Origin of the sequence: Microbacterium sp. LTA6, from assembly GCF_045690355.1 — a bacterium.
In the GTDB taxonomy this organism is placed as follows: Bacteria; Actinomycetota; Actinomycetes; order Actinomycetales; family Microbacteriaceae; genus Microbacterium.
Map to the genome: position 1 here is coordinate 3,405,198 of NZ_CP147855.1, position 25,355 is coordinate 3,430,552.

A 25,355-nucleotide genomic window follows, 5' to 3' on the forward strand; every position below is an offset into this window, starting at 1 on the left:
TCACACCTCTCCGTCGAACGTCGCGAGGTAGGCGGCGTACTCGCCGCGCTGACGCTCGAGCCCGGTGTGCGGTTCGGCGTAGACGCCGTCGAACACCGCGAGCGGCGGGCGCGTCGTCATGCCGAGGCAAGCCGCACGCATGTCCCGCGCCACGTCGTCGGCCGCGGCCTGAGTCTCGGCGAGATGCTCATCGCTGAGCTCGCCTGCTGCGCGCAGATGCGCCTCGAGGCGCGCGATCGGGTCGCGCTGGCGCCACTGATCCAGCTCGGCGCTCTCCCGGTAGCGGGTCGGGTCGTCCGCCGTGGTGTGCGGGCCCATGCGGTAGGTGACCGCTTCGATGTAGGCAGGGCCCTTGCCGGCGCGGGCGTGAGCGAGCGCCCAGCGCATCGCCGCCATGCATGCCAGGACATCGTTGCCGTCGACACGGAGGCTCGGGATTCCGAATCCCGGCGCTCGGCCGGCGATCGGATACTGGGACTGCAGCGCGACCGGCTCGGAAATCGCCCAGTGGTTGTTCTGGCAGACGAAGACGACAGGAGCCTGGTACGACGAGGCGAAGATCATCGCCTCGTTCACGTCACCCTGGCTGGTGGCTCCGTCGCCGAAGTAGGTCACTGCGACCTCGTCGGCGCGGTCGTGCTTGATGCCGAGCGCGTAGCCGACCGCGTGCAGGGTCTGCGCGCCGATGATGATCTGCAACGGTGCGACGCGCAGACCAGACGGGTCGTGGCCAGCGCCTTCCTCACCACGCCACATCCGGACGTAGTCGCCGGGGGCCGCACCGCGTGCGTAGATCACGCCGGTCTCCCGGTAGCTCGGGAAGATGTAGTCCTGCGGAGCGATCGCGCGGGCAGTACCGATCTGAGTCGCCTCCTGACCCTGGCACGGCGCCCAGAGACCGAGCTGCCCCTGGCGCTGCAGGGCGACGCCCTCGGCGTCGATGCGGCGAAGAATGATCATGTCTCGGTGCAGCGCCCGCAGCTGTTCTGCATCGACGTCGGCGACGTATGCATCCAGCTGGGGGTTCGAGATGCGAGTGCCGTCCGGTGCCAGGATGCGCTCAGCGAGCTCCAGATCCTGTGCGGTGTCGGCGATCGGCGTGATCTGCGGTGACATCGTCGTCCTCCCAAGTCTCAGCGGGCCCTTGTGGGGCGCAAACGCTGCGGCCCGGCGTCTTCACCGGATGCTCTGAGCGTACGACCGTTGAACACCTCGCTCAAGCAATGGAAAAGCTCTTGAGCATGTTGCTCAATTCTGCCGGTTCACACCCTGCTAAGGTTTGGCACTATGCCCGGACTAGACCGCATCGACCTCGAGCTGCTCGCCGCGCTCGCCGACGATCCACGGATCACGATCGTCGCCCTCGCCGAGAGTCTCGGCCTCTCTCGAAACACCATCCAGGCCCGAATGGCGCGGCTGGAGCAGAGCGGGATATTCCTCTCCTACGAGCGCTCGTTCTCCACCGACGTGCTCGGCTTCCCGTTGCAGGCCTTCGTCAGCATCGGCGTGCGTCAGACCGAGCTCCCCCGCATCATCAGCGAGCTCGCGCGCATCCCCGAGGTCGTGCAGGCGCACGGCCTCAGCGGCTCGATCGACCTGCTGGCCCGGGTGGCGTGCCGCGACGCGCGGCACCTGTTCGACACCGACGCGCGCATCCTCTCGATCGAAGGCGTGGAGCGCACCGAGACGTCCCTCGCGATGGGCGAGGTCATCCCGTTCCGGGTCGCCGGACTCATCGGCCTCGCTCGACGGGAACCTTGAGGAAACGCCGGATCGCGCCGGCCGCCTCTGCCGGCGTCTCGTAGTGGATGAGATGCCCGACGTCGGCGATCTCCACGAGTGAGGCGTCGTCGAACAGGGTCACCAGCGTGCGCTCGGCCTCGATGGGCGTGATGTCATCCTGCTGAGCGGCGACGAGCAGGGTCGGCACCGAGATCGCCGGCGCGAACGCCCGCACATCATGCGAGACGCTCGCGACGAATGCGTCGCGCAGCACGTCGCGATCGGCGAACCGGGAGAAGTACGTGTCGTGCTGATCATGGATGAAACGTCGGAGCGCAGCATCCTTCGTCTTCGCCATCGAGATGCTCATCACCCGGACGATCAGACGATTGCGCAGCAGCGCGGTACCGAGGCGAGCAGGGAGCCAGGCGCCGAGATCGTAGTAGAGCACGGCAAGCCTCGTCATCAGGCCCTTGGGTCCTTCCAGCGCCGGCGCTCCGATCGGGTTCAGCAGAATCAACCGGGGCGTCTCCAGCCCGCCGGCGACCGCAGCAGACGTGACGATCGACCCGAAGGAGTGACCGAGGATGATCGCGCCGGGCGCGACCTGAGCGGCGAACTCAGTCAGCCACGCCGCGTATTCGTCGAGATCGTGCGTGCGCCCCGGGATCGGGCCGGTCTCCCCGAAACCAGGAAGATCCGGGGCGATCACGCGGATCTCGGGAAGGTAGGCGAGCACTGGTTCGAGCCCGTGATGCTCACCGCGGAAGCCATGCACGGCGATCACCGTGGTCTCGGCGTCGGCGGGGCCGTACACCCAGTACGCCGTGGTGCCCCCGCGTACCGTCGCTTCGAGCCGCTGCACCGGAAGTCGGTTCAGACGGTCGGCGTACGGCGAGGGCACAGTCATCCTTCGAGTCTACGGAGTGGCCGTGCGCCTTCCTGGCAATGTCTGCGGCCGGCTCTACCGTGAGTCCATGACCCCCGCGTCCCCTCTCCCGCCCTGGCTCACCCGCGTCGGCGTCTTCGACTTGGAGACCACGGGAGTCGACGTCACAGCGGATCGCATCGTCACCGCCTACGTCGGCGTGCTGGATGCGAAGGGCCATGAGATCGCGGCCCGATCGTGGATGGCCGACCCCGGTATTCCGATTCCGGATGGCGCCGCTGCGATCCACGGTGTGACGACAGAGCACGCGAGGCGCGAGGGGCGCCCCGCCCGCGACGTCGTCGCCGAGATCACTGCAGCCCTGCGTGCGCTCTTGGCACAGGGCGTTCCGATCGTCGCGTACAACGCCTCGTATGATTTCTCCCTGCTGACGCATGAGGCGCTCCGCCACGGCGTAGCCCCGCTGGTGGATCCAACGCCGATCATCGATCCGCTCGTGATCGACAAGGCTTTTGACCGATACCGACGCGGCAAGCGAACGCTCGAAGTCGTCGCGGCCCATTACGCGGTGCCCTTGGACAGCGCCCATGAGGCGTCCGCAGACGCCATCGCTGCCGGGCGTGTCGCGCAGGCGCTTGGCCGACAGTTCGAGATGCCGGACACGCCGCACGAACTGCACACCCGCCAGATCGGTTGGGCGCGGTCGCAGGCGGCGAGCCTGACCGAGTACTTCGTCAGCATCGGCCGCCTTGACCCGGAGAGCGCCCTGGACGGCGCCTGGCCGATCCGCGGCTAGAACGCCAACGGCAGACGGAAGCAAGAACGCCGTTCCTGCTTCCGCCCGTCGGCCTCAGACGACGTCGTCGTTGGTGGACGTGACCGTGCGGCGTGACGTCGGCTGTCCCGTCGCAGGATCGACGCTGGTGTGCGTCACCGCTTCGGAACGACGACGGCGAGCGAGCAGCACGATTCCGACGATGAAGACGACGACGCCTGCTCCCATGAGGATGTACCCGATCATGTCGAGATCGACGTACTCGACCTCCACGTTGACGGCGAACACGAGGATCGCGCCGATCACGAAGAGTACTACTCCGGTGCCAATGCTCATGATGTCCTCCACTTCTTGCGGCGGTGTGCCGCGGACCTCCACATTCGGGGGCAGGAGCGGAGACCGGAAGGGGCTTGACAGCGCTCGGCAGGTGCTTGATATCACGCGCGCAACGCACGGCGAAGCCGAGAAGTCGATGGTGGGGCGGGCGGGACTTGAACCCGCGATCGTTGGGTTATGAGCCCACTGCCTTGACCAGCTTGGCCACCGCCCCGTATGCATCCAGCCTAGTGCTGACTCTGCATCGTCGCCCGAGTCAAACCGGAGCGGCCTCGCTGTGCGTCTGCAGATGCGAAAGATAGATGTCGGCGTTGGCGAGGAGCCCGGCTCGCTCCTCGTCGCTGAGGACGCGCCGTACCTTCGCCGGTACACCGGCCACCAACAAACCGTCCGGGATCTCGGTACCACCGAGCACGACGGCGCCACCGGCGATGAGGCATCCGGCGCCGATCACCGCGCCGCTGAGCACGACCGCTCCCATCCCGATCAGAGAACCGTCTCCGATCGTGCATCCGTGCACGACAGCGTTGTGGCCGATCGAGACCTTTTCGCCGATCACGACGGGGTGACCGGCGTCGACGTGCACCGAGACGTTGTCCTGCACGTTGCTGCCCGCACCGATCACGATTCCGGCTGAATCGCCACGCAGAACGGCGTTGTACCAGACGCTCACGCCGGCCGCGAGTGAAACGTCGCCGACGATGCGCGCGCCCTCGGCGACGAAGGTCGCGTCGGCGATCGACGGAGTGCGGCCCGGCAGGGCGAGAACGGATGCTCCTGGTGCGATGCTCATGAGGCGAGACTACCCTCGGCGGCCCGGAATCCCGCGTGATTCCGGGCCGGTAAGCGGAGCCTCAGCTTGCTTGCGGAATGTCTGAGGCTGAGTAGCGTTGTCTTCATCAGGTACGAAGAAGCCATGTCAAGGAGCGCACAATGAGCAAGGCACAGACTGTTTCCACCACCGCCAGCGACCCGACCGTGGCAGCTGCCGCAGCCCAGTTCCTCTCGCCCGTGGTGCTGGGTCTCGAAGCCCTCACCGTGAACGGCAAGCAGGCGCACTGGCACGTCCGCGGCGCCAACTTCGTCGGCGTGCACGAGCTGCTCGACACCATCGTCGCCCACGCCGGCGACTTCGCCGACACCGCCGCGGAGCGCATCGTCGCTCTCGGCCTCCCGATCGACGCTCGACTGAGCACGGTCGCCGAGAAGGCCGGCACGACCTCGGTCCCCGCCGGCTTCACCCAGTCCGACGAGCTGGTCCGCGCCGTGATCTCGGACATCGACGCCATCCTCGTCGACGTCAAGGCCGCGATCGATGGTCTCGATGAGGTCGACCTCACCAGCCAGGACGTCGCGATCGAGATCATGCGTGGTCTCGAGAAAGACCGTTGGTTCCTCGTCTCGCACATCGCGGCATAAGCATCGCTCAAGGCAAGGGAGGGTACCCGGGATTCGTCCCGGGTACCCTTCCTTTCTGCATGCGTCAGCTCAGGTGAGTGATCCGGCCCGCGAGCACCGTCGCGAACACGGGCATCTGCCGCAGAGCCTCGGCCGACGCGGTCTGGGGGGCGTAGCCGCAGAGCACGAGGTCGGCAGGTTCTCCGGGGCGCAGCGATGAACGCACACTGGCCTGCAGCGCGTCGTCGACGTTGAGGCTCTCTTCCGGGTGCCACGGCGCACGATCGCCCTCGGTACGCGCTACGGCGGCGGCGATCGCCTGCCAAGGGTCGAGCGGCGCCACCGGCGCGTCGGACCCGAATCGCAGTTCGACCCCGGCGTTGCGTAGAGCGGCGAGCGGATAGCCGATCGCTGTCTGCTCGGCCCAGAGACCATCCACGAGATCGCGGTCGTCGAGTGCGTGCTGCGGTTGCACGCTCGCGATCACGCCGAGGCGGGCGAAGCGTGCAAGATCTGCGTGCCGCACCAGTTGGGCGTGCTCGATCGTGCCGCTCGCGCCGGAAAGAGTGAAGGCGTCGAGCGCCGTCGTGGTCGCCCGGTCACCGATGGCGTGCACCGCCGCGGAGAGTCCTGCGCCCGCTGCTCGGATGAGAAGGTCGACGAGTTCGCCGGGCTCGACGTTGAGGACTCCGAAGTTGCCCGCATCGTCGGCATACGGATGAGAGCATGCTGCGGTGCGCGTTCCGAGAGAGCCGTCGGTGATGACCTTCAGAGAGCCCACTCGCACGAGCCCGGCGCCGTCGACGGTGGCATCCGCTGTCTGACGGAGGTCTCCGGTGCGGAGCCCGGCTGCGACCGCGCGTTCCAGGTCGAACGGGTAGATCGCGAACTCCACGCGATGCGCCGCGAAGCCGGCCGCGATCCGGCGCGGCCAGGCGTCGGCGTTCCAGGCCATGTCGAAATCGACCAGGCCCGTGACACCACGCGCTGCGGCCTGCTCCCCCGCCAGCCGCACCGCACGATCACCCCGCTCCGGGTCCGCCGCGTTGAGGCGTCGAGAGATCTCGAACGCGTCCTCCTCGCGGAGAATTCCGTCGGGGCTGGTGAAACCTTCCCGGCGTAGCGCCGCAGAGTTCAGCCAGACACTGTGCACATCCGCGTTGATCAGATACGTCGGCACCTCGCCGGTGCGGGAGTCGAGCAGGTCGAGCGTGGGATCGTCTGCCCACAGGGCGTCCCGGAATCCGCTGCCGACACGACGCCCGTCGGGCAGTGCCGCCACCGATGCCATACGCACCGCGGCCTCGGACGCCGACGACACTTCGCCCAGACTCTCGCGCTCGGCGGCCAGCGCCCATTGCACGGTGTGCACGTGGTTGTCCCAGAGGCCCGGCACGACCCAGCTGCCGTCCGCCTCGAGCACATCACCGCTGGCGGGAAGAGCACCTGTCGGCGCGATGTCGGAGATCACCCCGCCGTCGATGTGGATGTCGACCGGCTCGTCCGACGGGAGAAACTCGCGTCCGGGGCCGGCGATACGTGCACCCCTGACCACTCCGATGTGCGCGCCGAGTGCCGTCACCGCTGGACTCCGGTGCGCGCATCCTGGGCGCGTCGCATCTCGGCGGCCAGCGCGGCGTTCGCATACGGGCCCTGCTCCGAGAGCGCCTCGATCACGGTCTCGATGGTCTCGGCCGACTTGTTCTGACTGAGCTTGCGCTTCGCCACGACCCTGGTGGGTGTGAGCCGGAAGCCGACTGTCCCTGCCGCCATCCGGTTGACGAAGGCCTCGTCGTTGGGCCGCTCCCACATGCGCCGCGGTTCCGGCATCCGGCCTTCGAACCGGTCGACCAGCCGGTCGAGCACGGCAAGGTTCTCGTCCGCGCTGAGGATCTCAGGGATGCCGGCGAGATGCACCGCGGTGTAGTTCCACGTCGGCACTGCTTGGGCGCCCCCGTACCATCCAGGAGAGATGTATCCGTGCGGGCCCTGGAACATGACCAGCAACTCGCGCTCTCCCATGCCGTGAATCAGGTCGTCCGGGCGGCCGACGTGTCCCACGATCGTGAGGTCGTCGCGATCCTCATCGAGCAGGACGACATAGTGTGAGGCGACGAGGCCATCCGGAGCTGCGCTGACGATCGTCGCCCACGGATTCCCGTCGATCACGCGACGGATCTCTGCGATATCGGCGAGCGTGAAACTGGGATTCTGACGCATCCTCTCAGCCTACGGCCGAGACGAGCGGGACAGGCTTGGTCAGGCCTGGCAGCGCGGACACCAGTACAGCTTGCGCGCGCCGATCTCCTCGAGGGCGATCTCGGTGCCGCAGATACGGCAGGGCAGACCTGCGCGGTGATACACCCAGTGTCGATCATCCCGACTCGCCATCGCCGCCCGATACTGCACCGGGTCCAGATCGTCCATGGTCATCATCTGACCGGTCTCCACGCCGATCGCGAGGAGACTCACCCAGTCGCGCCACAGTGCACGGATCGTGTCCTCCGGAACATCACGACCAGGAGTGTGGGGGTTCAGCCGCTCTCGGAACAGCATCTCCGCACGGTAGACGTTGCCGATGCCGCTGACCACCGACTGATCCATCAGCAGCAGCGCGATCACGGTCTGCTTCTTCCGCACCGTGCGAACGAACCGCTCCTCATTCGCGATCGGATCGCCGACGAGCGGGTCGGGTCCGAGTTTCGCGACGGTGGTGAGCATCTCCTCGGGGGTCTGCAACACGCATGCAGTCGGACCGCGCAGATCTGCGGCCGTGATGTCGGTCATCAGCCGCAATCGCACCTGCCCGACGACCGGCGGCGGCCACTCGATGCCTTCGTCGGCAAGACCCTTGGTCTGCTCGGACATCCGCACGTGCACCCGGGTGCGCCGGGGCGCACCGATCGAGGACAGCGAGTTCTCCCCCGCGTCGTCCAGGATCACGGCTTCGAGGTCGGTGCCGCGCTGGTTGGTCTGCCCCATCCGCCCGTTCGCCGAGGCGATCGTCGGATCGACGAGGATGTCTCCCGCGAAATCCCAGGCGCCGTAGAGACCGAGATGCACCCGCAGCCACACGTCGCCCTCGAACTCGAGGAACATCTGCTTGCCGACGGCCTGGACGCTCACTGCCTCACGCCCGTCGAGAACCGCTGCGCCTTCGACGAATCGGCCCTGCGGGCTGGACGCGAAGATCGACTTGCCGATGAAGTTGCGATCGAACTGTCGAGCGATGCGGTGGACGGAATGCCCTTCGGGCATCTCAGGCCCTGGGGTCCGGCAGCAGCGATCCGTCGCGCTCGTAGTCCGCGATCTGCGCGATACGGCGCACGTGACGCTCTTCCTCGGTGAACGGCGTCGTGATGAATCGGTCGATGAAGCTCGTCACTTCGTCGAAGGTGTGCTGGCGGGCACCGATCGCGATCACGTTCGCATCATTGTGCTCGCGGGCGAGCTCGGCGGTGGAGAGGTTCCAGACGAGGGCGGCGCGGATGCCCTGCACCTTGTTCGCCGCGATCTGCTCGCCATTGCCGGATCCGCCGAACACCACGCCCAGTGCCTCGACTCCGGCAGCCTGGTCGGCCACGACAGCCTGTGCGGCACGGATGCAGAACGCCGGGTAGTCGTCCACCGCGTCATACTCGATCGGCCCGTGATCGATGACGTCGTGGCCGGCGGAGCGCAGGTGCTCCTGCAGCTGGGTGGAGAAATCGAGACCGGCATGGTCGGTGGCGATGTGGATGCGCATGGGTTCCATCCTAGAAGTCGGCGGGCCCGACCGGTGGGATCAGGGAGCGAGACCTGCGGCGGCCGGTTTGAATCCGGCACGCACGTTCTCGCAGCACCCGGGACGGCAGATGTCGAAGCTCGGCCCGAGGGCGGTCACGTGCTCCCGCTCGGATGCTGCTCGCCCCTCGAGCCGCTCCTGGATGAGATCGACGATCCCCGCGACGAACGACGCGGAGACACCGGGGGTCGGGGTGCGCACGAAGGCCAATCCGGCATCTGACGCGGCCTCCGCCGCCTCGGTGTCGAGGTCCCACAGCACTTCCATGTGGTCGCTCATGAAGCCCACCGGCACCACGACGACGGCCGTGCGCCCACGAGCGGGAAGCTCGCCGATCACGTCGCAGACGTCCGGCTCCAGCCACGGCTGGCTCGCAGGCCCGGAACGCGACTGATAGACGAGTTCCCAGGACACATCGGCCGCAGCGGGGAGAACGTGCGCGACCCGGTCCATGACCCACTCCGCGACGGCTTCATGCTGAGCGGCATAGGCGCCGCCCGGCCCGAAATCCACATCGCGCGGGCCGGATCGCTGCGCGTCGGCGGTCGGGATGCTGTGCGTGGAGAAAAGAACCTGGATCGCGTCAGCCGGGATGCCGTCGGCGAGAAAGGCCTCGACAGCGGTGCGCACGCCCGTCTCGAAAGCCGCGACGAAGCCGGGGTGGTCGTAGAACGGACGAATCTTGTCGATCGTGACGGTCCCACCGAGTCCGGTCTCCTCCAAGACCTGCGCGAAATCTTCGCGGTACTGCCTACAGCTCGAGAACGAGCTGTAGGCGCTGGTCGCGAAGGCGAGCAGGGTGTTGTCTCCCTGCGCGGCGGCTTCGGTGACAGCGTCACCCAGGTACGGAGCCCAGTTGCGGTTACCCCAGTAGACGGGCAGATCGACGCCGCGCTCGGCCAGTTCCGCCTCCAGCGCCTGCTTCAGAGCGCGATTCTGGCCATTGATCGGGCTCACGCCGCCGAAGTGACGGTAATGGTGCGCGACCTCCTCGAGGCGTTCATCCGGGATGCCCCGTCCTCGCGTCACGTTGCGGAGGAAGGGAATCACATCCTCCTGCCCCTCGGGTCCGCCGAATCCGGCGAGCAGGATGCCGTCATACGCGACGGGGCTCGTCACGTAGGGGGCGCCACCGGCAGCGGCGGCAGAGGCATAGGGAACGGCATCCGAATCGATCGCAGTCACCGTCCCATCCTTCCACTCGAAACCTATGGGTATCCCCTCATCGCTCGCCCGGCGCGGCTCCTGGCGTAGGCTGTCATGGTTGCCGTCGACGCCAGCCGCGTCTCATTGCGGTGACATCCCCTCACCCCTGGGAGTACAGCTGTGCCTGGAGAGAACCTCACCCGCATCGAAGCGCAGGAGCGCCGCGACGTCATCGACACGCAGTCGTACGAGGTCGCACTCGATCTGACGAAGGGTGCTGAGGTCTTCGGTTCCCGGAGCGTCGTGCGCTTCACCGCGACGCCGGAGAGCTTCACATTCGTCGACCTCATCGCCCGCGAGGTGCGCGAGATCTCGCTCAACGGCGAACTGCTCGATCCCGATGAGGTGTTCGCCGACTCCCGCATCGCGCTGGCCGGCCTGCAGGCCGAGAACGTGCTCGTCGTCGACGCCGACTGCGAGTACACGAACACCGGCGAGGGCCTGCACCGCTTCGTCGACCCGGTCGACCAGGAGGTCTACCTCTACTCGCAGTTCGAGGTACCGGATTCGCGACGCGTGTTCGCGGTGTTCGAGCAGCCCGACCTCAAGGCCACGTTCCAGTTCACGATCACGGCTCCCGCCGCGTGGAAGGTCGTCTCCAACTCCCCCACGCCCGAGCCGATCATCCACGACGGCTCCACCGGCTCCGAGAGCGTCGCCACCTGGGGGTTCGAGCCCACGCCGCGCATCTCCTCGTACATCACCGCGCTGGTCGCCGGTCCATACGAGTCGACGTTCTCCGAGCTCACCAGCTCTTCCGGCGAGGTCATCCCGCTCGGCGTCTACGGCCGCAAGAGCCTCTGGCAGCACCTCGATGCCGACTACATCTTCGACAAGACGCGACAGGGCTTCGAGTACTTCGAGTCGAAGTTCGGCGTTCCGTACCCGTTCGCCAAGTACGACCAGCTCTTCGTTCCGGAGTTCAACGCCGGCGCGATGGAGAACGCGGGAGCCGTGACGTTCACGGAGTCCTACGTCTTCCGCAGCAAGGTGACGGATGCCGTCAAGGAGCGTCGCGTCGTCACAATCCTGCATGAGCTCGCGCACATGTGGTTCGGCGATCTCGTCACGATGAAGTGGTGGAACGGCCTCTGGTTGAACGAGTCGTTCGCCGAGTGGGCATCGACCATCGCCACGGCCGAGGCCACGGAATGGACCGAAGCGTGGACGACCTTCAACGCGATGGAGAAGACCTGGGCGTACCGCCAGGACCAGCTCCCGTCGACGCATCCGATCGTCGCCGAGATCAACGACCTCGAAGACGTGCAGGTCAACTTCGACGGCATCACCTACGCCAAGGGCGGGTCCGTGCTCAAGCAGCTCGCCGCCTGGGTGGGCATCGAGGCGTTCTTCGCCGGTGTCTCGCAGTACTTCCAGAAGCACTCGTGGGGCAACACCGAGTTGAGCGACCTGCTGGTCGAGCTCGAAGCCACCAGCGGCCGCGAACTCAACTCGTGGTCGAAGAAGTGGCTGGAGACCGCCGGAGTCAACACCCTCGAGCCGGTCATCGCCGATGACGCCGACGGCACGATCACCCGGTTCGCCGTGACGCAGACCGCACCGGCCGACTACCCGACCATTCGCCCGCACCGTCTGGGAATCGGCTTCTACTCGCTGCAGGAGGGCGCGCTCGTGCGCAGCCACTACGTCGAGGTCGACGTCGACGGCGATCGCACCGAGGTGCCGGAGCTGCACGGCCTGAAGCGCCCCGACCTGGTGCTGCTCAACGACGACGACCTCGCCTACGCGAAGATCCGTCTCGACGAGCGTTCACTCGCCACCGCGATCGCTCATCTCGCGGACATCAGCGCACCCCTGGCACGCTCGCTCGTGTGGGGCGCGGCCTGGGATCAGACCCGCGACGCCGAGAGCGCCGCGTCGGACTACATCGATCTGGTCCTCGGCAACATCGGCCGCGAGACCGAGTCGACCACCGTGCGCACCACACTCGCGCAGCTGCGCACCGCTGCGAACCTCTATGTCGCACCTGCAGACCGCACCGCGGCCCGCCAGAAGGTCGCCGACGGCCTGTGGGCGCTCGCCGAGTCGGCCGAGGCCGGCAGCGACAGCCAGCTGCAGTTCGTGACGGCGTTCGCGAACGCGCTGGTCACCGCGGAGCACGCCGGTATCGTCGGCCGTCTGCGCGCGGGTGAGGAGACGTTGCCCGGCCTCGAGATCGATGCCGACCTCAACTGGCAGTTGCTCGTCGGCCTCGCCTCCATCGGCGCCACGGACGCAGCCTCCATCGATGCAGCCCTCGCCGCAGACAACACGTCGAAGGGTGCGGAGTTCGCGGCTCAGGCTCGTGCCTCGCTTCCGGATTCGGAGTCGAAGAAGGCGGCATGGGCGTCGCTCATCGAGCGCGATGACGCACCCAACACGATCGTCCGCGCTGCGGCCCTCGGTTTCGTTCACCCGGCGGGCGTCGGCGTGCTCGGCGAGTTCGTTCCGGCGTACTTCGACATGCTGCTGCCGATCTGGGACTCCCGCAGCTACCAGATCGCTCAGTACCTCATCACCGGGCTCTACCCGACGGCGCTCGGCAACATCGAACTCCGTGATGCGACCCGCGCCTGGCTCTCGGCGAACCAGGATGCCGCGCCCGCGCTGCGTCGTCTGGTTCTGGAGAACCTCGCCGACGTCGAGCGGGCGCTGGCCGCTCAGGCGCGCGACGCGGACGACTGAGTCCTCTCGCCTTGAATCGGGCCTCTGCCGCAGCGCTTCCAGCCTGCGCAGAGGCCCGATCAGTAGGATCAGAAGTGATGATGATCCCCTTCGACACCACTGAACCGCCCGCTGAGATCGTGCCCGCCTGGTGGGAGGACATGCTCGGCATCCTCACCGCCGTCGGCCTGAAGGCGCTGGCTCTGGCCGCCATCATCGTCGGCTGCGTGGTCGCCGCTCTGCTGCTGCGACTCGTGATCCGGCGCGTCGTGCACCGGATCGTCGACAGCGCGAAGTCGAAGGCCTCCGTCGACGACACCCAGGCTCTCGAACGATCGCCGCTCGCCGATATGCGCCTCGTGCAGCGCACCCGCACGCTCGGTACGATCCTGCAGAACATCGTGAACGTGATGCTCGTCGTGATCGCCGTCGCCCTGGTCGTCAACGAACTGGCGCCGACCCTCATCGGCTCGCTTACCCTTCTCACCGCCGCCGTCGGCGCGGGTCTCGGCTTCGGGGCCCAGAACATCGTCAAGGACGTCTTCAACGGCCTCTTCATCGTCGCCGAGGACCAGATCGGCATCGGAGACGTGGTCGATCTCGGCCTCGCCACCGGGGTGGTCGAGTACGTCAGCGTGCGGATCACGCAGGTCCGCGATGTGAATGGCACCCTGTGGTACGTGCGCAACGGCGAGGTCACCCGCATCGGCAACCTGTCGCAGGGGTGGGCGCGGGCCATCATCGACATCGGCGTTCCCGCGGATGTCGATCTCGATGTCGTCGAACACACCATGCTCGAGACGGCGCAGGGTCTCGCCAAGGATCCCAAGTGGCGCACGCGCATCGTGGAGAAGCCCGAGATCTGGGGCCTGGAGTCGATCGGCGGCGACGCGCTGGTCGTGCGCGTCGTGATCAAGGCGCGCGCGAACGCGAAGGACGACGTCTCGCAGGAACTCCGCAAGCGCCTGCGCACCGCGCTCTCCGAGAAGGAGATCGCCGTCCCGAGCATGGCTGCCGTCGTCCCGACCGGCCTCGACGGAGCCCAGCGCGTACGCGGGGCCAATCCGCCGAAGACGCGTCCCACCGCCGTCACCGGTGTACCGACGGTCTCGCGCGGCATCTGGCGCAAGAAGGACACGACGACAGAACCAACCAAGCCCAAGGACACGAAATGACGTTCTACGACGAGGTCGGCGGCCACGACACCTTCGCGAAGATCGTCGCCGCGTTCTATCGCGGTGTCGCCGATGATCCGGTGCTGAAGCCGATGTATCCCGAGGAGGACCTGGGGCCGGCGGCCGAGCGACTCACGCTCTTCCTCGAGCAGTACTGGGGCGGGCCGACGACGTACGGTGAGACCCGCGGGCACCCGCGTCTGCGCATGCGCCACATGCCGTTCCACGTCGATCCGGACGCCCGTGATCGTTGGCTGAAGCACATGCGCGCGGCCGTGGACGAGGCGAAGTTGTCGCCTCTGCACGAATCCACGCTCTGGGACTACCTCGAGCGTGCGGCGTATGCCATGGTGAACACATTCGAGCCGTCCGGCATCGGTCCCGCGTCGGATGGCCGCGCGGCACTCGAAACCCGAACTCGTCAGGATTCAACGGAGACCACATGACGCACCACCCCGCCTCCCTGTCCGCCGACGTCCTCGTCATCGGCTGGGGGCTGGCGGGGCTTGTCGCCGCCTGCGAGGCGATCGATGCCGGCCGTCGTGTGATCATCATCGATCAGGAACCGCGCGTGAACATCGGCGGCCAGGCCTGGTGGTCGTTCGGCGGATTGTTCTTCATCGATTCCCCGGAACAGCGCAGGATGGGCATCCGCGACTCCCTCGAGCTCGCCGCACAGGACTGGTTCGGAAACGCCGCGTTCGACCGGCCGGAAGACAAATGGCCGCGCCGCTGGGCGCAGGCCTACCTCGAGTTCGCCGCTGAGGAGAAGCGCGCATGGCTGCGCGAGCGCGGTGTCTCGTTCTTCCCGGTCGTCGGCTGGGCCGAACGCGGCGGCTACGGCGCCCTCGGCCCCGGCAACTCGGTCCCCCGCTTCCACATCACGTGGGGCACCGGGCCCGGCATCGTCGCCCCGTTCCTCGCGCGGGTCGAACAGGCCGAGGCCGAGGGCCGCCTCGTCGTGCTCCCCCGCCACCGCGTGAGCGGGTTGGTCGTCACGGACGGGGCGGTCACGGGTGCGCGTGGCAGCGTTCTCGCACCGGACGACGTCGCTCGGGGCGTCGCTTCGTCGCGAGATATCGTTGCCGACTTCGAGATCGCTGCCGGTGCGACGATCGTTTCCTCCGGCGGCATCGGCGGCAATCACGATCTCGTCCGCGCCGCCTGGCCTGCTCGACTGGGCACGCCGCCCGACCACATGTTGACCGGGGTTCCCGCGTACGTCGACGGTTCGATGCACGAGGTGAGTGCGACAGCCGGGGCGCACCTCATCAACGAGGACCGGATGTGGCACTACGTGGAGGGGATCACGAACTGGAATCCGGTGTGGCCGTCCCACGGCATCCGGATCCTCCCCGGCCCGTCCTCGCTGTGGCTCGATGCGACCGGAGCACGCCTGCCCGTACCGCTCTTCCCCGGCTTCGACACACTCGGAACGCTGGCTCATCTGCGCACGACGGGATACGACCATTCCTGGTTCGTGACCTCGCGGCAGATCGTGGAGAAGGAGTTCGCTCTCTCGGGGAGCGAGCAGAACCCGGACCTCACGGGCAAAGACGTGAAGCTGCTGCTCAAGTCACGGCTCGCGAAGGGGCCGACCGGTCCTGTGCAGGCGTTCCTCGAGGAGGGCGAGGACTTCATCGTCGAGAACGACCTGGAGACCCTGCTCGAACAGATGCGACGGCACCCCGGCGGTGACGCTCTCGACATCGATCGTGTCCGTCAGGAGGTGCTCGCCAGAGACCGGGAGATGGAGAACGACTTCACGAAAGACGCCCAGATCGGGATGCTCCGCTCGATGCGCGCCTACCGTGGGGACAAGCTGATCCGCACCGCGGCGCCGCATCGGCTGCAGGATCCGGCGGCCGGCCCTCTCATCGCTGTCAAGCTGCACGTGCTGACCCGGAAGTCGCTCGGGGGGATCGAGACAGACCTCGACGGACGCGCCCTCGGCCATGACGGCGCACCGATCCCTGGTCTTTTCGCGGCAGGCGAGGCAAGTGGCTTCGGTGGTGGCGGTCTGCACGGATACCGCGCTCTGGAAGGGACATTCCTCGGCGGGTGCCTGTTCTCCGGGCGGCAGGCCGGCCGCGCTTCCGCGCGCTGAGACGCACGCCTGCGGTCCGGACCGGTTCGGTGTCCGGATCGTCAGCGGCAAAGCATCCGCTCCCGTGCGTGCCTAAGCAGCCGAACCGGTGCCTCTCACGGCGGTGAGACCCGTAGAAACAGGGCCGCGGGCCAGCACATGACCTCGTCGGAAGGCCAGCCGCGTCCATCGGCCGGACTGCGTCACCTGCACCTGCTCATCGCCGGAGATGAACCCGAAGGCATCCGCCGCGAACGCGACCCCTCGCGGAAGTCCCGCGAGGTCTTCGTCCGGTTCGCCCCAGATCGCCGCCCGCAACGCGCGGACCGCTTCCTCGCCGGATCCCGGCGTCGCTCCGCGTGCGACGGCGGAGATGCCCCACTGCGCGCGCTGGGCGATGACGGATGCCGGAAGCGTCGTCGACGCTGCCCAACCGCTGCGCGGCGGCGCGATACCGGCCCAAGCCGGTGAGAGACCAGTCTCCGGGAGTTCCAGCGCTTGTGCGAGGTCGGATTCGGAGAGCGAGTCCACGACGATGTCGCACTCGAGTTCGGGATCGACGTGAACGATGCGCATCGCGAGGACCGTCGGGGTCTGATCGAAGAGTCCGTGCGGGGCGAGGGCCGCTGCGGTCAGGGCCAGCACGCCGTGCGCCGCCTGCAGCCGAACCCCCTCGTCCGAGATCCGCTTGGCCCGTCCGACGAAGGTGAGTACGTCGCGGGACGTCTCCTGATCAGCGAGAACGAGATGGTGGGGCACGCCCTCTAAACTACCAACGGAGACAGCGCCTGCGGTCGCGGAGAGGAATACATGAGCCCGGACACGCACGCGAGGAAGACCGTCGATCGCCTGCTGGACGTGCTTGATCTGGACTTCACCCAGGCCCGCACCACTGAAGACATCTTCACCGGCACGTCGCACCCGATGCCGACCGGTCGCATCTACGGCGGCCAGGTGCTCGCACAGAGCCTCATCGCCGCGGAGCGCACGCTTCCCGAGAACCGAACCGTGCACTCGATGCACGGTTACTTCCTGCGACCGGGCGATTCCTCGCAGGGCATCACCATTGCGGTCGACCGGATTCACGACGGTCGTTCGTTCTCGACACGGCGCTCGCAGGCCTATCAGAACGGCGTTCCGATCTTCTCGATGATCGCTTCTTTCCAGGACGACGATCCCGGTATCGAGCACGCGGTGCCGATGCCGGAGGGCGTGCCGTCTCCGGACTCCCTCTCCCCCGATGAGGACCGTGACGCCGGCCTCCCGGAAGCGGTGGTCTGGATGCTTCGGGAGCGGGCAGCCGACATCCGGCACGTCGATTCGCCTCTCTACCTTCCGAGCGACGACGAACGTGTGCCGCACCAGGGGGTCTGGATGCGGATGCGGGCGGCTCTTCCCGACGATCCGGCACTTCACCGGGCGGCCCTGGCGTACTTGAGCGACATGACCATTCAGGAGTCGATCCTGCGCGCGCATGGCGTCTACTGGTCGCTGCCCGGCCTCAAGGTGGCGAGTCTCGACCACGCCATGTGGTGGCACCGTCCGGCGCGCGTCGACGAATGGCTGCTCTACGTGCAGGAATCTCCGAACGCCAAAGGCGGGCGCGGTCTCGCGACGGGGCGGATCTACACCGAAGACGGCGCACTCGTCGCGAGTGTCGCCCAGGAGATCATGGTGCGGGTGCCCGAGGTCCCTTGACCTGTTCCGCGGTCAGCGTCGGTTGTACGCGATCGACGGCCCGAGGAACGGCTCCCAGGCGTCTCGCATCTCCTCGCTCAGGCGCGTCGGCCGACCGGTTCCGGCATCCACGAGCACGATGACCGCCGTGGAGCGCGCATAGACGATTCGTTCGGCGAAGGACGGGTCGTTATGCACCTCATAGCAGACCTCGATACTGGACCCGCCGAGCTTGCCGAACCACATCTGCACTTCGAGCGGATGCCGCTGGTAGGGCACGGGTGCCAGATACTCGATCTCCTGGCGCGCGATCAGAGTCAGGATGCCCTCGTCGATGCCGGAGTCCAGCACTGCCGTCGACGGTGCTTCCTCGCCGGGACCGGCCCGCCAGAACGCACGTACGCGCGCCTCCTCGAGCAACTTGAGCATCGAGGTGTTGTTGACGTGGTTGAAGGCGTCGAGATCGCCCCAGCGCAGGTGGATGGGGATGTGCAGCCTCACCTCTTCCGGTGAGGCTGCGTCTGACCGGGGGTCAGTCACGGGTCAGCTTGCGGTGGGTCGAGCGGTGCGGCTTGGCCGCATCCGCTCCGAGACGCTCAACCTTGTTCTGCTCGTACGCGTCGAAGTTCCCCTCGAACCAGTACCACTGGTCGGGGTTCTCGTCGGTGCCCTCGTAGGCGAGGATATGCGTGGCGATGCGGTCGAGGAACCACCGGTCGTGGGTGATGACCACGGCACAGCCGGGGAACTCGAGCAGCGCGTTCTCCAACGAGCTCAGCGTCTCGACGTCGAGGTCGTTCGTCGGCTCATCGAGAAGCAGCAGGTTGCCGCCCTCCTTGAGCGTGAGGGCGAGGTTCAGGCGGTTGCGCTCACCACCGGAGAGGACGCCGGCCTTCTTCTGCTGGTCCGGCCCCTTGAAGCCGAACTTCGAGACATAAGCGCGCGACGGGATCTCGGTCTTGCCGACCGTGATGTAGTCCAGCCCGTCGGACACGACCTCCCACAGCGTCTTGTTGGGGTCGATGTTCGATCGTGACTGGTCGACGTAACTGATCTTGACGGTCTCGCCGATCTTGAGGTCACCACCGTCGAGCGGCTCCAGGCCGACGATCGTCTTGAAGAGCGTGGTCTTTCCGACGCCGTTCGGACCGATGACGCCGACGATGCCGTTCGGCGGCAGGCTGAAGCTGAGGCCGTCGATGAGCGAGCGGCCGTCGAAGCCCTTTTTCAGCTTCTTCGCCTCGATGACGATGCCGCCCAGTCGCGGACCGGCGGGAATCTGGATCTCGTCGAAGTCGAGCTTCCTCGTCCGCTCGGCCTCGGTTGCCATCTCCTCGTAGCGCGCGAGGCGAGCCTTGGATTTGGTCTGGCGGCCCTTCGCGCTGGAGCGCACCCACTCCAGCTCTTCCTTGAGGCGCTTCGCGAGCTTGGCGTCCTTCTTGCCCTGGACCTCGAGGCGTTCGCCCTTCTTCTCGAGGTAGGTCGAGTAGTTGCCCTCGTAGCCGATGAGGCGGCCGCGGTCGACCTCAGCGATCCATTCGGCCACGTGGTCGAGGAAGTACCGGTCGTGGGTGATCGCGATCACAGCGCCCTTGTAGGCCTGCAGGTGCTGCTCGAGCCAGAGCACGCTCTCCGCGTCGAGGTGGTTGGTGGGCTCGTCGAGGAGCAGGAGGTCAGGCTTCTGCAGCAGCAGCTTGGCAAGGGCGACGCGGCGCTTTTCACCACCGGAGAGCGGCGCGATGGCGGCATCTCCTGGCGGAGTGCGCAGGGCATCCATGGCCTGGTCGAGCTGCGAATCGAGATCCCAGCCGTCTGCGGCGTCGATCTCCTCCTGGAGCGTGCCCATCTCGGCGAGGAGCGCATCGAAATCGGCGTCGGGGTCGGCCATCAGCGCGGAGATCTCGTTGAAGCGGTCCAGCTTCGCCTTGATCGCGATGCCCTCCTGGATGTTCTCGAGCACCGTCTTGGACTCATCGAGTTCGGGCTCCTGCATCAGGATGCCGACGGTGAATCCCGGTGAGAGCTTCGCCTCGCCGTTGGAGGGGGTGTCGAGGCCCGCCATGATCTTCAGGATCGTCGACTTACCGGCGCCGTTCGGGCCGACCATGCCGATCTTCGCGCCGGGGAGGAACGCCATCGTCACGTCATCGAGGATGAGCTTCTCGCCCACCGCCTTGCGGGCACGGACCATGGAGTAGATGTACTCTGCCACCGAAAACGCTCCTTCTATGTCGTCGAAGATCGACACTCCAGCTTACCGGCCTCTGCTGCACGCCCTCGTCGGTGCACAGCCGACTCCCCGCGAGAACCCGGCAGCGACGAGCCGGATCTCACCAGTCGATCGGTCGCGTTGCCCCGACGAGACAGCGCCCTTCGGCGAGTTGAGCCATGACCGCGGTGACGGGCTCGCCGGTCGACGGCCCCACCTGTCCGACCAGGCAATGCGCATCACCCCAGCGCACCGAGAACTGCAGGCTCTCCGCGGCGTTGCCGACGGTCGTCTGGTCCGGCGTGACCTGCATGAACGAGCGGTCGAACCCGGCTGTCGCAAGCGCGTCGATATACGCACGTCCGGACGCGCGTTCGTCGGATCCCCAGACCTGCTGCGTGATCGACGTGAAGATCGGCAGGTTGGCCTCCGCCGTGCCCGCCGGATCGTACACCGGAGGCTCCTGCGGCGGAGTCCCTGTCGCACTGTCGGTGGGCTCGGGGCTGCTCGACGGATTCGGTGTCGTCGTGCACGCGGTGAGCAGTATCGCCAGCGCCGCTGCGATCACCGCTCCCCGGATCGTTCGCGAAGCAGGAGCGTTCGGTCGTCGGAGCACGATTCGAGTCTACGGGTCGTGCTCCGACGGCCGAGCGTCACGATCGTCGGTGCGGTCCTTCTCCGGGCCGCAGAGCCAGGGGTGCTCGCGGTCTCTCAGAAGGGTGTCGTGTCGGCATCCGCCAGTTCCGGCGCCGCGTCCGGAGTCGTCCACACGGCAGCGCTGAGCGCCATCGCCTCGTCCGGATCGACGTCGGTCGCGGCTTCTTCCGGTCCGTCCGCCGCGTCGACGCCGATCGGCTCCCTGTTTTCGACAGGCGTGGAACGCGCGGCGCGAGCATACGCGGCGGTCCCCCAGCGCAGGTCGTGGCCGATGGTGTCGGCGTCGATATCGACGCTTGTTCCGTGCTTGCCGTTGGCCTCCCAGTTGCGGATCTTCAGGCGTCCGGTCACGATCACACTGTCCCCCGAGCGCAGCGACGCCTTCGCGTGCTCCGCCAGCTGACGGAAGGCCGCGATCGAGTACCAGTTCGTGCTGGTCTCGACCCATTGCTGAGTCGCGTTGTCGAACCGTCGCTGGGAACTCGCGACGCGGAAGTTCGTCACGGGGATGCCACTGGGCGTGCGCCCCAGCACCGGGTCGGTGGCGACGTTGCCCACGATCGTCAAAGTGTCAGTCATTTTCCTTCTCCTCTGCGTCCCGGGTCGGTCGCCCGGATCGCTCCAGGATGCTCCTGACCAGAGAGATCGGAACCGGCCAGGACCGGGATCTGTGCACTCTTCCTCACCGCGACGGAATCGTGCAGAAGGAGTCGCCCGGGCGCATCGGAGCACGCGCAGCGCGAATGTCGGTGGTCGCTCATATGTTCGAACCAGAAAGGAGATTCCGATGTCCGACAACCTGATCACGTCCCTGCCCGAGGTCCCGTATGCGACGCCCCGGCTCGCCTCCGCCCGAGAGAAGCTCGTCCGGGCCGCCGACCACCTGTGGCGAGTGCAAGATGGGGCCGGTCGCGTTCTCGGTCACCTGCGCATCGTCGCCGACCCGCTCGGCCTTCGCTATCGAGCAGAACGGCTGCATCTCGCCACCGGCACGTTTCGCATCGTCGGCGAGTTCTGGCGACCCGACGATGCGGTCGCGGCGCTGCGCAACGCATGAGCTGTGAACGCAGTCGGCCGTGGGTGCCCCCGGCAGGATTCGAACCTGCGACCAAGAGATTAGAAGGCTCCTGCTCTATCCCCTGAGCTACGGAGGCGGCACAAATACCGTACCGCGCTCCGAAGGCCGATGTCTGCGCCGTCGATAGGATGGCCTCATGGTATCTGCGTCCGAAAATGATCGACTCGTCTGGATCGACTGCGAGATGACGGGCCTCGATCTTCAGGTCGATGAGCTCGTCGAGATCGCGGTGGTCATCACCGATTTCGAGCTCGAGCCGATCGATCCGGGGTTCCAGATCGTGATCAAACCGAGCGACGCGGCGCTTGAGAACATGAACGACTTCGTGACGAAGATGCATGAATCGTCCGGCCTGATCGAGGAGATTCCGCTCGGCGTCTCCCTCGCCGATGCCGAGGCGCAGACCCTCGCCTACATCAAGCGATTCGTTCCGTTGGAGCGCAAAGCTCCGCTCGCCGGCAACACGATCGGCACCGACCGGATGTTCCTCGCGAAGTACATGCCGCAGATCGACAATTGGCTGCACTACCGTAACGTCGACGTCTCCAGCATCAAGGAACTCTCCCGACGCTGGTATCCGCGCGTGTTCTTCCAGGCCCCGACGAAAGACGGCGGCCACCGCGCCCTCGCCGACATCCTCGAGTCGATCAGAGAGCTGCGGTACTACCGCGAGGCCGTCTTCGTCGCCGAACCCGGACCCTCCAGCGATCAGGCTCGCGACATCGCATCGCGCACCGTGTCGGAGTTCGCCCCGAACGTGTAATAGAATCGTCTGGTTGCCTTCTCCGGAAGGCACATGGTGGCTATAGCTCAGTTGGTAGAGCACCGCGTTGTGGTCGCGGGGGTCGCGGGTTCGAGCCCCGTTAGCCACCCCAATCACGAAAGAGGCCCGAACCGTCAGGTTCGGGCCTCTTCTGTGTTCAGCAGGCGCGGGCGAGGCAAGGTCGGACTCTGGCACGACCCTAGACTGTCGAAGTGTCGTTGACGGTCTGGCTCTCCCTGCTCACCGCCTGTGTGGTCATCAGCTTCACTCCCGGCGCCGGTGCGATCAACACGATGTCGAATGCCCTCAACCAGGGCTGGCGTCGCTCGATCTGGGGTGTCATCGGACAGCAACTCGCACTCGTCGTGCATGTCGTGATCGTCGCCGCCGGCGTCGGCCTCATCGTCTCCAGCTCCGAGGTCCTGTTCAATGCGATCCGCTACGCGGGCGCCGCGTATCTGGTGTACCTCGGCATCCGGCTCATCCTCGCCCGCCCGGTCGTCCCCGACGACGAGGCTGCGGTGCTCGTCACCCGGGAAGGCCGCTGGTCGATGATCCGACGCGGATTCTGGGTGAATCTCCTCAATCCCAAGGCGATCGTGTTCTTCCTCGCCTTCATCCCGCAGTTCGTCCGACTGGATGAACCGCCTCTCCCCCAGTACCTCGCGCTGATCAGCACCGTGATCATCGTCGACGTGATCGTGATGTGGGGCTTCTTCGCCACCGCTGCCCGACCATTCCGCCGCCTCACACGATCCCCCCGCGGTCAGCGAACGCTCAACAGCGTGTTCGGCGCCCTGTTCATCGCCGTCGCCGCATTGCTCGTCTTCATGCACTGACGACTTCAGAGCGCGTGTCTCCCCATAGGCTGGGCTGCGATGGACATGGACGCTGCAGCCTTCGAAGAACTCGTCATCGACGAGCTCGACCGCCTGCCCGACGACATGGTGGACGGGCTCGAGAATGTCGTCTTCGTCGTCGAGGATCGGCCAGAGGACGGCCGCCTCGACCTTCTCGGTCTCTACGACGGCCTGGCTCTCACCGAACGCACCCAGTACGGGATGGGCGAACTTCCCGACCGCATCATCGTGTACCGGGAGTCTCACCTGGCAGCGTGCGACGACGAAGATCATCTCCGCGACGAAGTGCACACCACACTGGTGCACGAGATCGCGCATTTCTACGGCATCGACGACGAGCAGCTGCATGAATTGGGATGGGCATGAGCCTGCCGCTGATCACGCCGGATCTGGCTGAAACCACCGATCTCTTCGCCGCGCCGATGGAGCCCTGGCAGGTCGTCGTGTGGAACGACCCCGTGAATCTGATGAGCTATGTCGTCCGCGTGTTCCGGACGTACTTCGGATACTCCGCTGATCGGGCGACCGCGCTCATGCTGGCAGTGCACAATGACGGGCACGCGATCGTCGCGACCGGCCCGCGCGAGACCATGGAGGTGCACGCCCAGGCGATGCACGACTACGGCCTGTGGGCGACTGTTCGAAAGGCCCCGCTGTGACGGACCGATCCGTGCACCTGTCCATCGCCCGGCTCGAGGGGGTCCAGCTCTCCAGACTCGTCGTTGACTTCGGAGAACTCGTCGGCGTCGCCCGCGACACGAGCGATCCGGCGATCGGCCGCCTGACCCCGAACGCCTATCCGGAAGACGCCGAGGCATCACTCGCCTTCGCCGACAGCACCCGAGACGACATCCTCGACCGCAGGGCCGCAGATGCGGCGACGGTCCGGTCGGCGCTCGACGGATTCGACGTCGCCGTGGAAGCGCTCACCGAGGAACAGGCGCTCGCTCATCGAGAAGTCATCATTCCCGATGCCGACATCGACGCCTGGCTGCGCACGCTCACCGCTCTGCGTCTCGTGATCGCGTCCCGCCTCGAGATCACGGACGATGATCAGTACGACCCTGAGGACCCGCGATTCGACGTCTACGCCTGGCTCGGGTATCGACTGGAAGGCCTGATCCAGGCAGCGGACGACCGCGACTGAGGTCGCGAGCCCGAAGTCAGGGGATCTCGACGACCCGCGTCGCGAGCGCCCTCGGCGCATCGCGCTCGACATGGCGACGTTCCTGGGCTGCCCACCGATCCCAATGCGGTCGGTAGGTTTCACCGTCTCGCCGAAGTGCCCGCGACTTGCGTGAATGATCGGGAGCCTCCACCCATACCCGAACGTCGGCGAGTCTCGCGGTCGTGGGCGTGAGGGATCCGCTGCCCTCGATGATGACGCCCAGCGCAGGGTCGACGGCGTGGCTCTCGGCTTCCGTTCCCTGCTCCCAGTCCCACCGTCGCCAGGTGCCGAGGAGACCTCGACCGTGCGGTCGAAGAATCCACTCCTCCGCCCGCTCGACTCCGGCATCGAGACCATCCCATCCCGGATAGATCGAGTCCAGAGCGATCAGCTGAACGCGGCCTGCCACCGGCCACCGGCCGAGCAGCCGCTGCGCCAGCGAAGTCTTGCCTGCGCCACTGCATCCGTCGATCAGCACGACGGGGTTGGCTGCAGCCAACGTCCTCACGTCGTCCGCGATCAGCGCCGCCGCATGCTCGAGGGCAGCGGCGACCGGGTCGTCACTTCTTGAGTGCACGGATGATGCGGGTGATGGCCCGTCCTGCCACCCAGACGAAGGGGATCGCGACGGCCAACAACGAAACGAAGTTGGGCTCGAAGCGCAGGCCCTCTTCACGACGGACGTAGACACCGAGCGGGATTGCGATTCCGCCGCCTCCGCCGCCCTCTCCCTCTGCCGCGCCTTCGGCACCGCCCGACCCACCGCCGAACCCCGTGCAGGTCAGTGCGACAGGCGTGAATTCCGCTCCGTCGACGGTCTGAGTGTTCCCGTAGGCGCTGTTCACGCCGAACGAGCCGGCGTTCTTCCCGAGTTCAAGTGCGATGTTGGGCATGAACCCACGCTAACC

General features: G+C 66.7%; 30 protein-coding genes and 3 tRNA genes. 15 read left to right on the top strand and 18 right to left on the bottom strand.

Annotated elements, in window-relative coordinates; genetic code table 11:
• Positions 1-1,116, bottom strand: coding sequence for a pyruvate dehydrogenase (acetyl-transferring) E1 component subunit alpha (pdhA, locus tag LTA6_RS16200; protein ID WP_407358260.1), 1,116 nt, complete (start codon positions 1,114-1,116; stop codon positions 1-3).
• A gap of 171 nt (positions 1,117-1,287) precedes the next feature.
• Here pdhA and LTA6_RS16205 point away from each other — a divergent pair, with 171 nt between their 5' ends.
• Complete coding sequence (locus LTA6_RS16205; protein ID WP_341974896.1) at positions 1,288-1,761, top strand: Lrp/AsnC family transcriptional regulator; 474 nt, start codon at positions 1,288-1,290, stop codon at positions 1,759-1,761.
• On the opposite strand, the gene LTA6_RS16210 is transcribed toward LTA6_RS16205, so the two are convergent.
• Positions 1,733-2,632, bottom strand: coding sequence for an alpha/beta fold hydrolase (locus LTA6_RS16210; protein ID WP_407358261.1), 900 nt, complete (start codon positions 2,630-2,632; stop codon positions 1,733-1,735). The genes LTA6_RS16205 and LTA6_RS16210 overlap by 29 nt on opposite strands.
• A 67-nt stretch (positions 2,633-2,699) precedes the next feature.
• Here LTA6_RS16210 and LTA6_RS16215 point away from each other — a divergent pair, with 67 nt between their 5' ends.
• Positions 2,700-3,407, top strand: a complete 708-nt coding sequence (locus LTA6_RS16215; protein ID WP_341974898.1) for a 3'-5' exonuclease — start codon at positions 2,700-2,702, stop codon at positions 3,405-3,407.
• A gap of 54 nt (positions 3,408-3,461) precedes the next feature.
• Here the strand turns inward: LTA6_RS16215 and LTA6_RS16220 are convergent, their stop codons facing one another.
• From LTA6_RS16220 to LTA6_RS16230, 3 genes are all read right to left on the bottom strand, one after another.
• Complete coding sequence (locus LTA6_RS16220; RefSeq protein ID WP_341974899.1) at positions 3,462-3,722, bottom strand: DUF6458 family protein; 261 nt, start codon at positions 3,720-3,722, stop codon at positions 3,462-3,464.
• Positions 3,723-3,859: 137 nt separating this feature from the next.
• Positions 3,860-3,936, bottom strand: a tRNA-Ile gene (locus tag LTA6_RS16225).
• Between the two features lie 42 nt (positions 3,937-3,978).
• Positions 3,979-4,515, bottom strand: a complete 537-nt coding sequence (locus tag LTA6_RS16230; RefSeq protein WP_407358262.1) for a gamma carbonic anhydrase family protein — start codon at positions 4,513-4,515, stop codon at positions 3,979-3,981.
• A 140-nt stretch (positions 4,516-4,655) separates the two neighbouring features.
• On the opposite strand from LTA6_RS16230, the gene LTA6_RS16235 reads away from it, so the two are divergent.
• Positions 4,656-5,141 carry a DNA starvation/stationary phase protection protein gene (locus LTA6_RS16235; protein ID WP_363546594.1) on the top strand — a complete coding sequence of 162 codons (486 nt, stop codon included), beginning with the start codon at positions 4,656-4,658 and terminating at the stop codon, positions 5,139-5,141.
• Positions 5,142-5,205: 64 nt separating this feature from the next.
• Here the strand turns inward: LTA6_RS16235 and LTA6_RS16240 are convergent, their stop codons facing one another.
• From LTA6_RS16240 to LTA6_RS16260, 5 genes are read right to left on the bottom strand one after another with little or no spacing between them, the layout of a single operon-like run.
• The gene (locus LTA6_RS16240; RefSeq protein ID WP_407358263.1) at positions 5,206-6,702 is read right to left on the bottom strand and encodes an amidohydrolase; all 1,497 of its coding nucleotides are present in this window, start codon (positions 6,700-6,702) and stop codon (positions 5,206-5,208) included.
• Complete coding sequence (locus LTA6_RS16245) at positions 6,699-7,340, bottom strand: FMN-binding negative transcriptional regulator (protein ID WP_407358264.1); 642 nt, start codon at positions 7,338-7,340, stop codon at positions 6,699-6,701. The genes LTA6_RS16240 and LTA6_RS16245 overlap by 4 nt, the downstream gene beginning before the upstream one ends.
• A gap of 39 nt (positions 7,341-7,379) precedes the next feature.
• Entirely contained in the window at positions 7,380-8,378 is a 999-nt protein-coding gene (locus LTA6_RS16250; RefSeq protein ID WP_407358265.1) for an Fpg/Nei family DNA glycosylase, read from the bottom strand.
• Position 8,379: 1 nt separating this feature from the next.
• Complete coding sequence (locus LTA6_RS16255; RefSeq protein WP_407358266.1) at positions 8,380-8,865, bottom strand: ribose-5-phosphate isomerase; 486 nt, start codon at positions 8,863-8,865, stop codon at positions 8,380-8,382.
• A 39-nt stretch (positions 8,866-8,904) separates the two neighbouring features.
• Positions 8,905-10,089 (bottom strand): ferrochelatase, encoded by a 1,185-nt coding sequence (locus tag LTA6_RS16260; protein ID WP_407358267.1) that lies wholly within the window; start codon positions 10,087-10,089, stop codon positions 8,905-8,907.
• Between the two features lie 141 nt (positions 10,090-10,230).
• Between LTA6_RS16260 and pepN the strand changes: the two genes are divergently transcribed.
• The 4 genes from pepN (at position 10,231) to LTA6_RS16280 (ending at position 16,056) form a co-directional block, all read left to right on the top strand.
• On the top strand, positions 10,231-12,795 hold the full coding sequence (gene pepN / locus LTA6_RS16265; protein ID WP_407358268.1) for an aminopeptidase N: 2,565 nt from the start codon (positions 10,231-10,233) through the stop codon (positions 12,793-12,795).
• Positions 12,796-12,872: 77 nt separating this feature from the next.
• Positions 12,873-13,949, top strand: a complete 1,077-nt coding sequence (locus LTA6_RS16270; protein ID WP_407358269.1) for a mechanosensitive ion channel family protein — start codon at positions 12,873-12,875, stop codon at positions 13,947-13,949.
• The gene (locus LTA6_RS16275; protein ID WP_407358270.1) at positions 13,946-14,395 is read left to right on the top strand and encodes a globin; all 450 of its coding nucleotides are present in this window, start codon (positions 13,946-13,948) and stop codon (positions 14,393-14,395) included. Before LTA6_RS16270 ends, LTA6_RS16275 begins: the two co-directional genes overlap by 4 nt.
• Positions 14,392-16,056: an FAD-binding dehydrogenase gene (locus tag LTA6_RS16280; protein WP_407358271.1), complete on the top strand. Its 1,665-nt coding sequence runs from the start codon at positions 14,392-14,394 to the stop codon at positions 16,054-16,056. Before LTA6_RS16275 ends, LTA6_RS16280 begins: the two co-directional genes overlap by 4 nt.
• 72 nt (positions 16,057-16,128) lie before the next feature.
• On the opposite strand, the gene LTA6_RS16285 is transcribed toward LTA6_RS16280, so the two are convergent.
• The gene (locus LTA6_RS16285) at positions 16,129-16,794 is read right to left on the bottom strand and encodes a hypothetical protein (RefSeq protein ID WP_341974910.1); all 666 of its coding nucleotides are present in this window, start codon (positions 16,792-16,794) and stop codon (positions 16,129-16,131) included.
• Positions 16,795-16,845: 51 nt separating this feature from the next.
• Here LTA6_RS16285 and LTA6_RS16290 point away from each other — a divergent pair, with 51 nt between their 5' ends.
• Positions 16,846-17,733: an acyl-CoA thioesterase gene (locus LTA6_RS16290; RefSeq protein WP_407358272.1), complete on the top strand. Its 888-nt coding sequence runs from the start codon at positions 16,846-16,848 to the stop codon at positions 17,731-17,733.
• Positions 17,734-17,745: 12 nt separating this feature from the next.
• Here the strand turns inward: LTA6_RS16290 and LTA6_RS16295 are convergent, their stop codons facing one another.
• The 4 genes from LTA6_RS16295 to ssb form a co-directional block, all read right to left on the bottom strand.
• Complete coding sequence (locus tag LTA6_RS16295; RefSeq protein ID WP_363546562.1) at positions 17,746-18,252, bottom strand: thioesterase family protein; 507 nt, start codon at positions 18,250-18,252, stop codon at positions 17,746-17,748.
• A complete protein-coding gene (gene ettA / locus LTA6_RS16300; RefSeq protein WP_341974913.1) occupies positions 18,245-19,924 on the bottom strand; it encodes an energy-dependent translational throttle protein EttA in 1,680 nt (559 codons plus the stop codon). Before ettA ends, LTA6_RS16295 begins: the two co-directional genes overlap by 8 nt.
• A 118-nt stretch (positions 19,925-20,042) precedes the next feature.
• Positions 20,043-20,537: a DUF6993 domain-containing protein gene (locus LTA6_RS16305; protein WP_407358273.1), complete on the bottom strand. Its 495-nt coding sequence runs from the start codon at positions 20,535-20,537 to the stop codon at positions 20,043-20,045.
• 95 nt (positions 20,538-20,632) lie between these two features.
• Positions 20,633-21,157 carry a single-stranded DNA-binding protein gene (ssb, locus tag LTA6_RS16310; RefSeq protein WP_363546557.1) on the bottom strand — a complete coding sequence of 175 codons (525 nt, stop codon included), beginning with the start codon at positions 21,155-21,157 and terminating at the stop codon, positions 20,633-20,635.
• A gap of 208 nt (positions 21,158-21,365) precedes the next feature.
• Between ssb and LTA6_RS16315 the strand changes: the two genes are divergently transcribed.
• Complete coding sequence (locus tag LTA6_RS16315) at positions 21,366-21,635, top strand: hypothetical protein (protein ID WP_341974916.1); 270 nt, start codon at positions 21,366-21,368, stop codon at positions 21,633-21,635.
• A gap of 24 nt (positions 21,636-21,659) precedes the next feature.
• Here LTA6_RS16315 and LTA6_RS16320 read toward each other — a convergent pair.
• A tRNA-Arg gene (locus tag LTA6_RS16320) sits at positions 21,660-21,732 on the bottom strand.
• Between the two features lie 60 nt (positions 21,733-21,792).
• Between LTA6_RS16320 and orn the strand changes: the two genes are divergently transcribed.
• The 6 genes from orn to LTA6_RS16350 all read left to right on the top strand — a co-directional run bounded on the left by orn (position 21,793) and on the right by LTA6_RS16350 (position 24,426).
• Positions 21,793-22,419, top strand: coding sequence for an oligoribonuclease (orn, locus tag LTA6_RS16325; RefSeq protein WP_341974917.1), 627 nt, complete (start codon positions 21,793-21,795; stop codon positions 22,417-22,419).
• A gap of 36 nt (positions 22,420-22,455) precedes the next feature.
• Positions 22,456-22,531: transfer RNA gene (locus LTA6_RS16330), tRNA-His, on the top strand.
• A 100-nt stretch (positions 22,532-22,631) separates the two neighbouring features.
• Entirely contained in the window at positions 22,632-23,258 is a 627-nt protein-coding gene (locus LTA6_RS16335) for a LysE family transporter (protein WP_407358274.1), read from the top strand.
• A 39-nt stretch (positions 23,259-23,297) separates the two neighbouring features.
• A complete protein-coding gene (locus LTA6_RS16340) occupies positions 23,298-23,645 on the top strand; it encodes a metallopeptidase family protein (RefSeq protein WP_407358275.1) in 348 nt (115 codons plus the stop codon).
• Positions 23,636-23,938 carry an ATP-dependent Clp protease adapter ClpS gene (clpS, locus tag LTA6_RS16345; protein ID WP_341974920.1) on the top strand — a complete coding sequence of 101 codons (303 nt, stop codon included), beginning with the start codon at positions 23,636-23,638 and terminating at the stop codon, positions 23,936-23,938. Before LTA6_RS16340 ends, clpS begins: the two co-directional genes overlap by 10 nt.
• On the top strand, positions 23,935-24,426 hold the full coding sequence (locus tag LTA6_RS16350) for a DUF2017 family protein (protein WP_407358276.1): 492 nt from the start codon (positions 23,935-23,937) through the stop codon (positions 24,424-24,426). The genes clpS and LTA6_RS16350 overlap by 4 nt, the downstream gene beginning before the upstream one ends.
• Positions 24,427-24,442: 16 nt before the next feature.
• On the opposite strand, the gene LTA6_RS16355 is transcribed toward LTA6_RS16350, so the two are convergent.
• Together LTA6_RS16355 and LTA6_RS16360 are read right to left on the bottom strand one after the other, a co-directional pair.
• Positions 24,443-25,024 (bottom strand): hypothetical protein, encoded by a 582-nt coding sequence (locus tag LTA6_RS16355; RefSeq protein ID WP_341974922.1) that lies wholly within the window; start codon positions 25,022-25,024, stop codon positions 24,443-24,445.
• Complete coding sequence (locus LTA6_RS16360; RefSeq protein ID WP_341974923.1) at positions 25,008-25,340, bottom strand: hypothetical protein; 333 nt, start codon at positions 25,338-25,340, stop codon at positions 25,008-25,010. Before LTA6_RS16360 ends, LTA6_RS16355 begins: the two co-directional genes overlap by 17 nt.
• Positions 25,341-25,355: the final 15 nt, after the last annotated feature.